The organism is Xanthomonas sp. WHRI 7064, assembly GCF_040202355.2.
GTDB classification, from domain to species: Bacteria; Pseudomonadota; Gammaproteobacteria; order Xanthomonadales; family Xanthomonadaceae; genus Xanthomonas; species Xanthomonas arboricola.
Window position 1 is genome coordinate 4,607,544 of the sequence record NZ_CP167821.1, and the last position, 13,288, is coordinate 4,620,831.

Consider the following 13,288-nt stretch of genomic DNA (forward strand, 5'->3'; position numbering starts at 1 on the left):
CGCATCGCGGCGATCGAACGCCATGCGGTGCCCGGTGCAGGGTCGAGCCTCCACACCGGGCACCTCTCATACGATCAGCCTGTTACGGCGCGTAATGCGATACGCGTCGGCCGTTGGTCTTGAGCACGCGCATGGTGGCCTTCGGGTCGTCGGTGGTGATCAGCCCGAAGCGCTGCGACATCAGGAAGCCGATATCTCCGCGATGGTCGGCGGTATCGGCATTTCCCTGGTAAGCCGGCGCGAATTTTTCCGCCAGCGTGTAACAGCACGAGCCGTTGTTGTTGTAGAACTTGCCGGCCACCGGACCATCGGGAATGGCCTGGAACACGCCGATGCGCTTGCCTTCGGCACGCGCGGCATTCTTCTGGCCTTGCAGCAGGCCATCGTCCTGCTTGACGTTGATCTCCAGCGTATGTGCATAGCTCTGCCACTCGACCCGGCTGGCCGGCACGTCGATGCTCGACAGCATGTTGGTGGTGTAGACCGGGATGGCGTGCACGTACCTGGAATTGCCGACAAATGCGGCCGGATGCGGGAACAACGTGGCATTGACCTTCATCGCCACCACCTGCTCGGGATGGTTGGGAAATGCGCGCAATGCAGCGGTATGCACGGCACGTACGCCATCGGCCGTCTTGACGTCGAAGATCAACGGCAGCTGCATGTTGTTGTTCTTCCAGTACGCGAACAGCTCGTCCAGGCTGTAGACCTGCCAACCGGTGACGGTGCTGCGGTCGGGCGTGAGCAGATGCAGCCTCTTGATCGTGGCCAGCGGCAGGCTGCTGACGGTCGGGTTGGCGCCCTGATTGGTTGCCGGGTTGTACTTTGCTCCGCCCACCACTGCATACACGTCGGTGGTGCGGCCAAGATTGAAATCGTGCATCAGTATCGGCATGCCGTCCTGGGTGATCTTGACGTCCAGCTCCACACCGTCCATGCACTGGACGTCGGCGGTGAGCACGGCGCGGCTGGAATTTTCCGGAAGCGCTGCATCACCGGAATATTTACCCCACAGGCCGCGATGGGCCAGGACCAGGGTGTCGGCGGTGAATGTGTCGTTGAGGATTTCGGCCATCTTGTGGGCGGTGTTGCCGCACGATGCCGCAGCAAGTTGCGGCATTGCAGCCAGCACGGCCAGTGCGCCAAGCAGGCGGCAGGCACGGGCAAGCGGATGTGGAACGAGGGCGGTCGGCATGGTCTATGTCCCGGTTGTAGAGGCAGGAAAGGCAAGGGATGGACGAGAGCCGAGGGGTCGACGCCATCGGCGGACTCGCTTGCAGCGCACTCGCCAGCCGGTCGATACCGGGGGAGAGGCCAAGCCGCGCGTGATCAGCGTTCGGCTTGCCCGTCAATTTAGTCACTCTCCATGAATTAATTGTTTCTGCGAGATGGCGATCTGTCGCGCATGCGCAGCGCCGCGATGCGCAGCGATGCATGGCCTGCCCTGCATGCGCTGCGATGCACGCGGCAGCAGCGCATTGGTGCTTGCCGGCTCCACCAAAGTTGCAGCTCCGCATACCCGCGCAGCGGGCGTTGTGCAGCTGACCGCAAGCGTTTGCCAAAACGCAGAACGCCGGCACAAGGCCGGCGTTCTGCGACTGCGCAGTGACTGTACGTCAGTGACCCGACGCACCGCTGGCACCCAGGCCGGTTTCGGCACGGATCTGCTGCGCCTTGAACGCGGCACGTTCGTTGGCCGCCTGCGGGCTGTGATCCAGGATCGAGAACAGCCAGATGCCGACAAAACCAATGGTCATCGAGAACAGCGCCGGCGAGGTGTACGGGAACGGCGCCGAGCCGGCTGCATTGCCCAGCGTGTCCACCCACACCGACGGCGACAGGATGGTGAGCACCAGCGAGGAAACCAGGCCCAGGAAGCCGCCGACCACCGCACCGCGGGTGGTGCAGTTCTTCCACAACAACGACAGGATCAGCACCGGGAAGTTGGCCGAGGCCGCGATGGCGAACGCCAGCGACACCATGAAGGCCACGTTCTGCTTCTCGAACACGATGCCCAGCAGCACCGCGATCACGCCCAGCACCAGGGTGGTGGCACGCGAGACCTTCAGCTCCGAACCCGGCGCCGGATTGCCCTTCTTGATCACCGTGGCGTACAGGTCATGCGACACCGCCGAGGCGCCGGACAGGGTCAGGCCTGCGACCACCGCCAGGATGGTGGCGAAGGCCACCGCCGAGATGAAGCCCATGAACACGTTGCCGCCGACCGCATTGCCGACCAGCACCGCTGCCATGTTGGCCGCACCCTTGCCGCCGTGGATGGTGCCGGTGGTGACGTCCGCAAACTGCGGGTTGGTCAGCACCAGCGCGATCGCACCGAAGCCGATGATGAAGATCAGGATGTAGAAGTAGCCGATCCAGGTGGTGGCCCACAGCACCGACTTGCGCGCCTGCTTGGCATCGGGAACGGTGAAGAAGCGCATCAGGATGTGCGGCAGGCCGGCGGTGCCGAACATCAGCGCCATGCCGAACGAGATCGCCGAGATCGGGTCCTTCACGAAGCCGCCCGGGCCCATGATCGACAGGCCGGCCTTGGCCGCGTCCTCCGGCGATGCACCGCCATTGGCCGCGATCGCGGTCTTCACCCGCACGCCCTCGGCAAACAGCGCCTCGAAGCTGAAGTTGAAGTGCCACATGATCGCCACCGCCATGAAGGTCACGCCGGTCAGCAGCAGCACCGCCTTGATGATCTGCACCCACGTCGTGGCGGTCATGCCGCCGAACAGCACGTAGACCATCATCAGCACGCCGACCAGGGTCACCGCCACCCAGTAGTCCAGGCCGAACAGCAGCTTGATCAAGGCGCCGGCACCGACCATCTGTGCGATCAGGTAGAACAGCACCACCACCAGCGTGCCCGATGCGGCAAAGCTGCGGATGGCGGTCGGCGCGAAGCGATAGCCGGCCACGTCGGCGAAGGTGTACTTGCCGAGGTTGCGCAGCCGTTCGGCCATCAGGAAGGTCAGGATCGGCCAGCCGACCAGAAAGCCGATCGCATAGATCAGGCCGTCGTAGCCATTGGCCATCACCGCCGCGGTGATGCCCAGGAACGAGGCCGCCGACATGAAGTCGCCGGCGATCGCCAGGCCGTTCTGGAAGCCGGTGATGCCACCGCCGGCGGTGTAGAAGTCGGAGGCCGACTTGGTCTTGGCCGCCGCCCACTTGGTGATCCACAAGGTGCCCAGCACGAAGAAGCCGAACATGCCGATCGCCACCCAGTTGGTGGGCTGCTTGTCGACCTGGCCCATGTCGCCGCCGGCGGCCAGCGCGATGCCGGCCGGTATCAGCCCGGCCAGGATCAGGAGAAGGCGCGAATACTTGCTCATTTGCGTGCTTCCTCGAGGATCTGCGCGGTCAGCTGGTCGTAGGTGTTATTGGCGCGGCGCACGTAGATGGCGGTGATGACGATGGTGAACACCATCACCCCGATCGCGATCGGGATGCCGATCGAGGTCACGCCGGCACCGATCGGCTTGGCGAGAAATTCCTTGTCGAAGGCGATCAGGCCGATGTAGCCGTAATAGGCCAGCAACATCAGCACGGTGAGGGTCCAGCCCAGCGCGTTGCGCTGGCGCTTGAGTGCGTGGTACTTCGGATTGGCATCGATCTTGGCGATCAGTGCGTCATTCGAGACGGTCATTGTCTGTCTCCTGGTAGAGCGCGGGTAAAACGACGGTGGCCTTGCCCGTCCCACCGCAGTGGAACGAGCCGCCGGTGGCAAAAACTAGAAGCTGTACTTGGTGGTGAATTGCAGGCGCGAAATGTCGCCGCTGTCGCCGTTCTCGGCTTCGCGACGGCCATACATCAGCTCCGCGCCCACATCGACCTTGGGCAGCGGCGAATAGAACACGTTGGCGCGGATGCTCTGCTGCGATTTGCTCGCAAGCGCGCCGGTATTGGCGATGTCATGGTCGTAGTTCACGCGCGAATACATGATCGTGCTGCGCAGCTTGGCGTTGTAGTCGTGGCGCCAGGCCACCCAGCCGGCAATCGTGCTGACGGTCTGGATATTGCCGTCCATGTCGATCTCCACATCCGAGCCGTTGCCCAGGCCCAGATAGCGCCCCAGGCCCTCGCCGTAGCTGAGCTGGTAGCGCAGATCGTTGTTGGAATTGATGATCCAGCGGCCGCCGCCGGCAATCGCGCCACCGAAGTCGGTGTCGTTGGTCAGCGCGCTGCGCGTGCGGTACTGGCGCGCGATCGCCGACAGGCCGAACGTGCCCCAGGTGCCCTTCCAGTTGTAGCGCGCGGTCAAGTCCGGCATCGCACCGTGGTCGGAGGCCAGGATGGTGTTGCCGCCCTGGTAGGGCGTGGTCAGCGTCTCGGGATTTTCCGCCGACACGCTGAAGGCGCCACGGGTGTAGCGGATCTGGGTCTGACGGCTGAACAGTGCGCCGTCGGTCGGCCCGACGATGTCGGCGGCCTCGGGCAGGATCGTGGAATCGATGAAGTTGGACCAGGTCTGGCCGGCCAGCCAGTTGTTCCAGCTCACGTAGGCGTGGCGCAAGGTGCCGCCGTACAGATTGTTGACCTGGTTGGCCAGCGCGTTGCCGAAGAAATCCAGTTCGATGAAGCCGGTGATCTTGTCGCCGTTTTCGGTGACGGTGTCCACGCCCAGGTTGAAGCGCGAGAACTTGGCATGGAAGTCGGTATCGGTGCTCGAGGCCTGGCCACCGACCGGGGTCTGGGTCGGGATATACAGGTAACGGCCCACCGCGCCTTCGGGCAATGCGCCGTCGGAGGTGCGGGTGGTCATGAAGTCGGCCTTGATGAAACCACCGTAACGGAACGTTGTCCCCGCCGCTGCGTTCGGTGTGATGCTGGTCAGCTGGATCGGCCGCTTGCCGGCCGGCACCGCAGGTGCGGCCGGTGCCTGTGCCTGCGCGGCGCGCACCTCGGTCACCTGGGTCTGCGTCTGCGTGATCTGGCCCTGCTGTTGTTGCTGCGCCGACACCAGCAGCTGGACCTGACGCTCGAGCTCGGCAATGCGTGCTTCCAGCGCCTTTTCCTTGGCGGTCTGCGCGAACGCCACGCCCGGCAGGATGCTCGCCACGAACAAGGCAGCCGCCAGCGGATGGCGCACCAACGGTGCAGTACGGTGTGTCATGGACCCCTCTCCCCGATAAGGCCTCGCGCTTGATGGCGATGCTGTGCGGAGCGTGAGGCAGTCCGCGCTTTGGAGCCTATTCGCCTTTGGTCGTAGCTGCAACGCAGCATTCCGCAAGGTGACCGATCGTCGCACCAGGGCCGGCAACCGATTGCCGATCGCGCGCTGCGGCGGTTAAGACCAAGGTCTAAGGCGCGGTTGAACGCCGGGACAGAATGGATGCGGCACACTGATTGCCTACCGAGGGCAGCCGCAACGTCCTCTTCCGACAAGTTCATCGCAAGTGAGGGTGCCATGGCTGATGTTTATCCCGTCGATCCCGCGTTCGCCGCCGATGCGCGCATTACGCGCGAGCAGTACGCAACGCTGTACCGCGAATCGATCGAACACCCCGAGCAATTCTGGGGCAAGGCCGCGCAGCGGCTGGAATGGTTCAAGCAACCCACCCAGGTAAAGGACGTCAGCTACGCGCTGGACGATTTCCATATCCGCTGGTTCGGCGACGGCGAGCTCAATGCCAGCGTCAACTGCCTGGACCGCCAGCTGGCTACGCGTGGCGACAAGACCGCGCTGTTGTTCGAACCCGACAGCCCGGATGCGCAGTCCTACCCGGTCACCTATCGCGAGCTGTACGAGCGCGTCTGCAAGCTCGGCAATGCGCTGCGCAATCTCGGCGTCAAGAAGGGCGACCGCGTCACCATCTATCTGCCGATGATCGTCGATGCCGCCGTGGCCATGCTCGCCTGCGCGCGCATCGGTGCGGTGCACTCGGTGGTGTTCGGCGGGTTTGCCGCCAACTCGATCGCCGACCGCGTGGTCGATTGCCAGAGCAAGCTGATCATCACCGCCGACGAAGGCCTGCGCGGCGGCAAGAAGATTCCGCTCAAGGCCAATGTCGATGCGGCGCTGAAACTGCCCGGCACCAACACCGTGGAAACGGTACTGGTGGTGCGCCACACCGGCGGTGCGGTGGAGATGCAGGCACCGCGCGATCGCTGGTTCCACGATGTGGTCGACGGCCAGCCGGCCGAGTGCGAACCCGAGCGCATGAACGCGGAAGATCCGTTGTTCATCCTCTACACCTCCGGTTCCACCGGCAAGCCCAAGGGCGTGCTGCACACCACCGCCGGCTACCTGCTGTTTGCCAGCTACACGCATGAAGTGGTGTTCGACCTGCGCGAGGACGACATCTACTGGTGCACCGCCGACGTGGGCTGGGTCACCGGCCACAGCTACATCGTCTATGGCCCGCTCGCCAACGGCGCCACCGCAGTGATGTTCGAAGGCGTGCCGAACTACCCGAACGTATCGCGCTTCTGGGAAGTGATCGACAAGCACAAGGTCAGCATCTTCTACACCGCGCCCACCGCGATCCGCGCGCTGATGCGCGATGGCGAGGAGCCGGTCAAGAAGACCTCGCGCAAGAGCCTGCGCCTGCTCGGCAGCGTCGGCGAGCCGATCAATCCGGAAGCCTGGCGCTGGTACTACGAGGTGGTCGGCGACAGCCGCTGCCCGATCGTGGATACCTGGTGGCAGACCGAAACCGGCGGCATCCTGATCTCGCCGCTGGCCGGCGCGGTCGATCTCAAGCCCGGCTCGGCCACCCTGCCGTTCTTCGGCGTGCAGCCGGCGCTGGTGGATGCCGAAGGCAAGATCCTGGAAGGCGCCACCGAAGGCAACCTGGTGCTGCTGGACTCGTGGCCTGGCCAGATGCGCTCGGTCTATGGCGACCATCAGCGTTTCATCGACACCTACTTCCGCACCTATCCGGGCAGCTACTTCACCGGCGACGGCTGCCGCCGCGATGCCGATGGCTATTACTGGATCACCGGCCGCGTGGACGATGTGATCAACGTGTCCGGCCACCGCATCGGCACCGCCGAGGTGGAAAGCGCGCTGGTCTCGCACCCGAAGGTCGCCGAAGCGGCCGTGGTCGGCTTCCCGCACGACGTCAAGGGCCAGGGCATCTATGCCTATGTCACCCTGATCGCCGGCGAAACCCCGAGCGAGGAACTGCACAAGGAACTGGTGAGCTGGGTGCGCAAGGAGATCGGCCCGATCGCCTCACCCGATCACCTGCAATGGGCACCGGGCCTGCCCAAGACCCGCTCGGGCAAGATCATGCGCCGCATCCTGCGCAAGATCGCCGAAAACGCACCCGATCAACTCGGCGACACCTCGACCCTGGCCGATCCGTCGGTGGTGGATTCGTTGGTGAGCGAGCGGTTGGCGCGCTGACGCGCGTCGGAATGGGGAATCGGGAGTGGGGAATGGTTAGAGCCGTTCCCTGAGGAGCGGGGAGTAAATGTTCGGATTGGGGACTCGTAAAAGCGGTCCCCGGTCCACTCCTCTCCACTGCAGATCTTGATTTTCAACCCCGTCACACTGACCTCGCCATTACCTCGCCGTCGCCGTCTTGCTGTTGCTTGCCTTGCTGCCTTCGCTGTTGCCTTTGCGATTCCCCACTCCCAATTCCCGATTCCCAGCCCCTCAATGACCACCCTGCTGATCGCCGATGACCATCCCCTGTTCCGTGAGGCCTTGCGCGGGGCTGTGCAGCGCGTGATGCCGGGGGTGCAGTTGTTCGAGGCCGACACGGTGGATGCGCTGTACACCCTGGCCGATGCGCAACCGGATGCCGATCTGCTGTTGATGGATCTCAACATGCCGGGCGCGCAGGGATTCAGCGCGCTGGTGCACATGCGTTCGCTGCATCCGCAGCTGCCGGTGGTGGTGGTGTCGGCACGCGAAGAGCCGACGGTGATGCGGCGTGCGATCGACCATGGCGCGTTCGGGTTCATTCCCAAGTCCGCCGATTCGGACACCATCGGCCGTGCCCTGGCCACGGTGCTCGATGGCGAGCGCTGGATCCCGGCCGAAGCGCAGAACCTGCCGCCGACCGACAGCGAAGAACGCGAAGTGGGCCAGCGCCTGCGCGATCTCACTCCGCAACAGTTCCGCGTGCTGCAGATGCTCGGCGCCGGGCGTCTCAACAAGCAGATCGCCTACGACCTGGGCGTGTCCGAGGCCACCATCAAGGCGCATGTCACCGCGATCCTGCGCAAGCTCGGCGTCACCAACCGCACCCAGGCGGTGCTGATGGCCGGCAAGCTCGCCATCGATGCCGACGGCATCGTGCTGCCGCCGCCTGAAGAAGACTGAGCGTCTTCGCCAGCCGACCTGCGTCTGTGTAGGCCGATCGCCGCAGCGAAGCGGCGCGTGAGGTCACCACCGCAGACGGCAATCAGCGCAACGGCTGGCCCGTGCAGACCTTCGACGCGCTCTGCGGCGAGGGCACATGCCACACCGCGTTTTCATTTTCGTCCTCGCCTTCATAGATCGCATAGCGCCCGTCGTCCTGGCGATGCATGGTGGGGCTGAAGGTGACGAAATCGGTGCGGCCGTCGGGGCCGATGAAATGCATGTCGCCTCCGCACACGATATTGGAATTGGTTTCCGTCCCCAGGGCAGCGCAGGTGACCTGCGAGGTCTCCGCGCGCACCACGCGACTGACGCGTGGCCGGACCAGCCCGCGATCGGCGGCCTCGCAGAAGTAATCGGCAAGCACCGTGCGCATCTCACGCTGCGACGGCATCCAGGGCGGACAGCTGCCGTACGCATCGGCGGTGCAACTTGGGACCACGGCGGCAGGCTGGCTGCGATCGGGCGCAGCAGCGAGGCTGTCTTGCAGTGACAGCATCAGGCAGGCGGCAACAGCCAGCAGGGAAACGTAGGAAAGCATCGGAGCGTGGGCTTGGAGTGCACCGGGCGTGCGACTGTACGCCATGGGTGGTTGATGCCGTGCATGCCCGCGCTGCGGCATCGGCGGGTGCGTGGCATGCTGTGCGCCTGCGGCGCGTCGGTGCGTGCCGGTGCCAGGGGATCCATGCAGCCAATCTCTTTTCCGCGCGGCCCGCTCGGGCTGGTCCTTGCGCTGGCCGTACTCGGCTGCGGCAGTGCGCAGGCCAACGACAGCAGCTTCGGCGATGACAACGGCACCATCCGGCTGTTGCATCAGCCCGATATCAGCATGGACAAGGAAGCGCTGCTGCTCAGCGAGGAGCGCGTGCAGGTGGATTACGTGTTCACCAACCACAGCGCGCGCGCGTTGAGCGTGCCGATCGCCTTCCCGATGCCGCCGATGTATTTCGGCATGGCCGATCACAGCGAACTGACCGAGTTCAACCTGTGGGTGGACGGCAAGCCGGTGACCACCACGCGCAAGCTGGTGGTGTTGCTGGACGATGGCAGCGACATCTCCAAGGCATTCGCCGCCACCGGCTGGAGCACCGACGATATCGCCGCGTTCGCCGAATCGGGCAACGTGCCGACCGGGCGCACGCCGTTGCCGGCGCGCTGGATCGACCGGGACCAGCAACCACGCTTCACGCTCAGCGAGTACTTCGTCTGGCAACAGGTCTTCCCCGCACGGGGCAGCGTGCAGATCCGGCATGCCTACGCGCCCAGCCTGTCCACCGGCGTGCCGCAGGGCAGCGCGTTCCTGCTGGAATCATATGCAAAGCGCACCTGCATCGAACCGGCCACCAAGGCCAGCATGCAGCGGCGCGAGGGTGCGCACGGCCTGGGCTGGGCCAACCTGCGTTATGTGCTGACCACCGGCAAGAACTGGAACGGCCCGATCAAGGACTTCCAGCTGACCATCCGCAAGCAGAACGCCAGCGACATCCTCAGCCTGTGCTTCGACGGCGCGCTGAAGAAGATCGATCCGCTGACCTTCCAGTTCAGGCAGGCCGACTTCGTGCCGATGCGCGATCTGGAGCTGCTGTTCGTGCGCGGCGTGGAGTGACCGGCGGGGCAGCACCGGCTAGCCGAACGCGCGTCTGCCTGCTGTCGGCGCGTTGCAGACGCACTGCAGATCAGCGCTGGTTGATCGCGCACCGCTTGTGTTCGCCTGGCGGCAGGGCACCGCGTCATCGGTCGGCAATGGTCGGTGCCAGCGGCAAGGATCAGATGACGGCGGCAACGCTCGCAGCCACTGATCGCAGGAACACGCGCAGTCATTGCAGGCACTGTTTCATCGATGGTTCGGATGGTGCTGCGTGCCCCGCAGATACGGCGCACTGCTGTGGATCGACACGCCACCGTTGCGCAATCGCTGCCTGCCGACCGCTGCGTCACTGGCAAGCCCAAGCGCAGCGGCGTGACCGCCTCCACAACCCCGCACCGCGCGACATCGCAGTTGTCGATATCACCATTGACCATCAGCTCATGCCTGGGCAAGGCTCGGGCTTGATGACGCTACTGGAGCTGGCATGGCGCGACGTTTCCCCTGGCTCTGGATCGGGCTGCTGATTGCCTGTGCATTGATCGCCGTGCTGGCATGGCAGAACAAGCAGCTGCGCGCGCAGCAGCAGTCGCTGCAGGCCCGCATCAGCGCGCCGTATGACGGCATGTACGTGCCGCGCATCGAGGTCACCGATACCGCCGGCCAGCGTCATCTGCTCGGCGTAACGCAGGGACAGGCGCAGGTGCTGTTCTTCTTCACCACCACCTGCCCGTATTGCCAGCGCTCGGCACCCACCGTGCTGCGTGCAGCGCAGCAGCTGCAGGCCAATCTGCCCGGCCGTCCGCAGTTGCTCGGCGTGTGCCAGTGCGACGCGGCGCAGGCTGCGCGCTATGCGCATGTGCATGGCTTTGATTTTCCGGTGGTCACGTTGACCGATCGTCGCGCGTTGATGCTGTTTCGCGCGCGCAACGTGCCACTGCTGATGGCCATCGACGGGCAGGGGCGCGTGCGCCATTCCCGTCTTGGCGTCTTCGATACCACGGAGCAGGTGCAGGACCTGGTCGCCGCCTTGCGCCGCACGGATGCGCCAGCGGCTTTGGCAACGGTGAAGGAGTAATGCATGAAGAAGCGTTGGGGTACCTTGCGGACGGCGTTGATGGCGGCCACGTTCCTGGCCAGTACCGGTTTCGGTGCGTTCCAGGTGATGGCGGTCGATAACGCACAGCCGAAGACCGAATCGTGTAGTGCGTGGGCCTGCAAAGCCGAATGTCCGGAGTTTGGCGGCGACCTGGGGCAGGGCAACGTCTGCTACTGCTGCGGCTGACAGCGGCTATCACACCTACTGCGCAGTTACGCTTGGTCGGTCGCTGTAGGTCTGACGGCGGGGTCCCCCCGGGCCCCGCCGTTTGCCGGCAGCACCGCGCTCAGCGCAGCGCGCGATAGCGGAAATCGCGCAACACCACTGCGCCCTGCTGTGCGGCGTAGATGCCGAGCTGCAGGCTCAGGAAGCCACCGAACACGTTGTGGTGGAAGCCGGACATTTCCATGCGCGTCGGGTGGCGGATCCACTGCCGGCCATCGTCGAACGAATAGTCGAAGGTCACCACATGCGCCTCGTTGCCCAGACGCAGGCGGATGCGTCGGTGCGTGTTGGGCGCGCGTGCCCACACCAGCTCTTCGGAGTACTCGTAAGTCTTGATGGTGTCGGGCGTAACGCCGATGCCGACGAAGGCCTTGTGGTTGTAGAACAGCAACAGGCCGCCCTCGGCATTGCCGATGAGTTCCAGCGCGACCTCGGCGACGTAGCCGCGATCGGGCACGCCGCAGGTCAGTGGCGAGCTGTCGGCCGGCGAGCTGCCGGAACAGGCCAACGTGAGCGACCGATCTGCCCGATGCACGCGCGCCTGTTCGCCGGGCCCGGGCGCATACAGGCTCCATTGGGTGCCGAACCTGTCGCTGGAAAAATCGTCCGACAAGGCGAAGCCGCTGAGCGTCGCGTTGCCGGTGGCGTTTGCGCGTGCAGGCGTGGGCAATGGTCTGGACAGATCGCCACCGGTGGCGTGGAACCAGCCATCGGCGGTCCATTCGATCGGCTCCAGCAGGGTCTGCCGGCCCAGCGTGCGGAAGCCGTTTTCGTAGCCGTGATAGACCATCCACCAGTCGCCACGCGGCCCTTCCACCAGCGTGGCATGCCCGCGCGACCACCACGGCTCCTGTTCGGACTGCGTGCGCACCAGCGGATTGCGCGGGCAGTGTTCCCATGGCCCATGCACCGAGCGCGCACGCGCGGCGATGACCATGTGCCCGGTCACCGGACCGGCGGTGCCGCCGACCGCGGTGACCAGGTACAGCCACCCATCGTGCCAGGTCAGCTTGGGGCCTTCGGGGGCGAAGTTCTCCACGATCCAGTCGTCGGGATAGCGCCAGGGCGCGTAGGCCGGTTCCACCTGCCCGTCGGTGGCCAGGCCGTCGTCGCGCAGGCGCACCTTGCGGATGCCGTTGACGAACAGGTAGCGCTTGCCGTCCTCGCCCAGCACATGGCCGGGGTCGATGCAGCCGGCGATCTGCAGATCGATCGGGTCGCTCCAGGGTCCGCGGATGTCGTCGGCCCAGATCACGAAGATCGACCAGCCGGTGTCGTCCGGATTGGCCGGGATATAGATGAAATAGCGGCCATCGTGCTTGCACAGGTCCAGTGCCCAGATCGTGCCCAGCTGCTTGCGCAGCGCCGGGCCGAGCGGCGTCCAGTTGACCAGGTCGGTGGAATGCCACAGCACGATGCCCGGATAGGAAAGGAACGACGAAAACGTCATGTAGTAGTCGTCGCCATCCTTGAGGATGGTGGGGTCGGGGTGATCGCCGGCCACGATGGGATTGAGGTAGGTGCCGTTGCCCAGGTCTGCCTTGCGCTGGCCTTCGATACCGCGCGCCCACTGCGGGGTGCGGGTGCAGGCCGCGCGTGCGTCGCCCGCCAGTGCGGCCGGCGACAGCGGGGCGACAACGGCGCCGGCGGCAAGCACCTTGAACAGGTCCCGGCGGGTGGTGGTTGGCATGGGCGTGCGTTCGTGCGGGACGGGCTGGTATCTAGCCCCAGGCATCGGACCGGGGCAACCGCGCAGGCGGCGTTATAGGAAGCGCTCATGACATCTGCGGATTTCGACATAGATCAGCTGCCGCCGGCGTGCGGAGCTTGCGCGCGGGCAAGGTGCTGGAGTCCATGCATGTCGCACGTGCTGAACCGCCACCAGCTGCGATGCTGCACTGCAGCGTGATCTGTTCACTTATGATTGCGATATTCATATGCGAACAGTCCGGCACCGGCCGGCTGGTGGACGTTGCGATGCCCAGTAACTGCTTCAACGATTGCGTGAGCACCTGTTCGGCGACCGCCAGCTGCGCGGAGCGTGCAGCGTGAC

12 protein-coding genes are annotated in these 13,288 nt (G+C 65.0%); 6 read left to right on the forward strand and 6 right to left on the reverse strand.

Annotation, left to right across the window (positions count from 1 at the left end; all coding sequences use genetic code 11):
• Positions 1-82: 82 nt before the first annotated feature.
• The 4 genes from ABQY74_RS19640 to ABQY74_RS19655 all read right to left on the reverse strand — a co-directional run bounded on the left by ABQY74_RS19640 (position 83) and on the right by ABQY74_RS19655 (position 5,125).
• Positions 83-1,120: a glycerophosphodiester phosphodiesterase family protein gene (locus ABQY74_RS19640; protein WP_228424466.1), complete on the reverse strand. Its 1,038-nt coding sequence runs from the start codon at positions 1,118-1,120 to the stop codon at positions 83-85.
• Between the two features lie 496 nt (positions 1,121-1,616).
• Complete coding sequence (locus tag ABQY74_RS19645) at positions 1,617-3,344, reverse strand: cation acetate symporter (RefSeq protein ID WP_349794522.1); 1,728 nt, start codon at positions 3,342-3,344, stop codon at positions 1,617-1,619.
• Positions 3,341-3,658 (reverse strand): DUF485 domain-containing protein, encoded by a 318-nt coding sequence (locus ABQY74_RS19650; RefSeq protein ID WP_039521212.1) that lies wholly within the window; start codon positions 3,656-3,658, stop codon positions 3,341-3,343. The genes ABQY74_RS19645 and ABQY74_RS19650 overlap by 4 nt, the downstream gene beginning before the upstream one ends.
• An 84-nt stretch (positions 3,659-3,742) precedes the next feature.
• Complete coding sequence (locus ABQY74_RS19655; protein WP_039521213.1) at positions 3,743-5,125, reverse strand: DcaP family trimeric outer membrane transporter; 1,383 nt, start codon at positions 5,123-5,125, stop codon at positions 3,743-3,745.
• Between the two features lie 294 nt (positions 5,126-5,419).
• Between ABQY74_RS19655 and acs the strand changes: the two genes are divergently transcribed.
• Positions 5,420-7,363: an acetate--CoA ligase gene (gene acs, locus ABQY74_RS19660; protein ID WP_039513479.1), complete on the forward strand. Its 1,944-nt coding sequence runs from the start codon at positions 5,420-5,422 to the stop codon at positions 7,361-7,363.
• 255 nt (positions 7,364-7,618) lie between these two features.
• Positions 7,619-8,287: a response regulator transcription factor gene (locus ABQY74_RS19665; protein WP_016901792.1), complete on the forward strand. Its 669-nt coding sequence runs from the start codon at positions 7,619-7,621 to the stop codon at positions 8,285-8,287.
• 82 nt (positions 8,288-8,369) lie between these two features.
• On the opposite strand, the gene ABQY74_RS19670 is transcribed toward ABQY74_RS19665, so the two are convergent.
• Entirely contained in the window at positions 8,370-8,948 is a 579-nt protein-coding gene (locus tag ABQY74_RS19670; protein WP_372469979.1) for a hypothetical protein, read from the reverse strand.
• A 63-nt stretch (positions 8,949-9,011) separates the two neighbouring features.
• On the opposite strand from ABQY74_RS19670, the gene ABQY74_RS19675 reads away from it, so the two are divergent.
• The 3 genes from ABQY74_RS19675 to ABQY74_RS19685 all read left to right on the forward strand — a co-directional run bounded on the left by ABQY74_RS19675 (position 9,012) and on the right by ABQY74_RS19685 (position 11,196).
• Positions 9,012-9,932: a DUF4424 family protein gene (locus ABQY74_RS19675; protein ID WP_349794527.1), complete on the forward strand. Its 921-nt coding sequence runs from the start codon at positions 9,012-9,014 to the stop codon at positions 9,930-9,932.
• 493 nt (positions 9,933-10,425) lie between these two features.
• Entirely contained in the window at positions 10,426-10,989 is a 564-nt protein-coding gene (locus ABQY74_RS19680) for a TlpA disulfide reductase family protein (RefSeq protein WP_349794561.1), read from the forward strand.
• Positions 10,990-10,992: 3 nt separating this feature from the next.
• Positions 10,993-11,196, forward strand: a complete 204-nt coding sequence (locus ABQY74_RS19685; RefSeq protein ID WP_016901788.1) for a hypothetical protein — start codon at positions 10,993-10,995, stop codon at positions 11,194-11,196.
• 100 nt (positions 11,197-11,296) lie between these two features.
• Here ABQY74_RS19685 and ABQY74_RS19690 read toward each other — a convergent pair whose 3' ends face one another.
• The gene (locus tag ABQY74_RS19690) at positions 11,297-12,925 is read right to left on the reverse strand and encodes a family 43 glycosylhydrolase (protein WP_104595348.1); all 1,629 of its coding nucleotides are present in this window, start codon (positions 12,923-12,925) and stop codon (positions 11,297-11,299) included.
• A gap of 164 nt (positions 12,926-13,089) precedes the next feature.
• Between ABQY74_RS19690 and ABQY74_RS19695 the strand changes: the two genes are divergently transcribed.
• Positions 13,090-13,287 carry a hypothetical protein gene (locus ABQY74_RS19695; RefSeq protein WP_104575739.1) on the forward strand — a complete coding sequence of 66 codons (198 nt, stop codon included), beginning with the start codon at positions 13,090-13,092 and terminating at the stop codon, positions 13,285-13,287.
• The last annotated feature ends 1 nt before the right edge of the window (position 13,288 follow it).

Excerpts from the sequence above, each read along its gene's own strand:
- ABQY74_RS19670 (WP_372469979.1), bottom strand. The coding sequence starts at position 8,948 with ATGCCGCAGCGCGGGCATGCACGGCATCAACCACCCATGGCGTACAGT.
- ABQY74_RS19665 (WP_016901792.1), top strand. The coding sequence starts at position 7,619 with ATGACCACCCTGCTGATCGCCGATGACCATCCCCTGTTCCGTGAGGCC.
- ABQY74_RS19690 (WP_104595348.1), bottom strand. The coding sequence starts at position 12,925 with ATGCCAACCACCACCCGCCGGGACCTGTTCAAGGTGCTTGCCGCCGGC.
- ABQY74_RS19695 (WP_104575739.1), top strand. The coding sequence starts at position 13,090 with ATGCATGTCGCACGTGCTGAACCGCCACCAGCTGCGATGCTGCACTGC.
- ABQY74_RS19645 (WP_349794522.1), bottom strand. The coding sequence starts at position 3,344 with ATGAGCAAGTATTCGCGCCTTCTCCTGATCCTGGCCGGGCTGATACCG.
- ABQY74_RS19675 (WP_349794527.1), top strand. The coding sequence starts at position 9,012 with ATGCAGCCAATCTCTTTTCCGCGCGGCCCGCTCGGGCTGGTCCTTGCG.
- ABQY74_RS19650 (WP_039521212.1), bottom strand. The coding sequence starts at position 3,658 with ATGACCGTCTCGAATGACGCACTGATCGCCAAGATCGATGCCAATCCG.
- acs (WP_039513479.1), top strand. The coding sequence starts at position 5,420 with ATGGCTGATGTTTATCCCGTCGATCCCGCGTTCGCCGCCGATGCGCGC.
- ABQY74_RS19685 (WP_016901788.1), top strand. The coding sequence starts at position 10,993 with ATGAAGAAGCGTTGGGGTACCTTGCGGACGGCGTTGATGGCGGCCACG.
- ABQY74_RS19655 (WP_039521213.1), bottom strand. The coding sequence starts at position 5,125 with ATGACACACCGTACTGCACCGTTGGTGCGCCATCCGCTGGCGGCTGCC.
- ABQY74_RS19640 (WP_228424466.1), bottom strand. The coding sequence starts at position 1,120 with ATGCCGCAACTTGCTGCGGCATCGTGCGGCAACACCGCCCACAAGATG.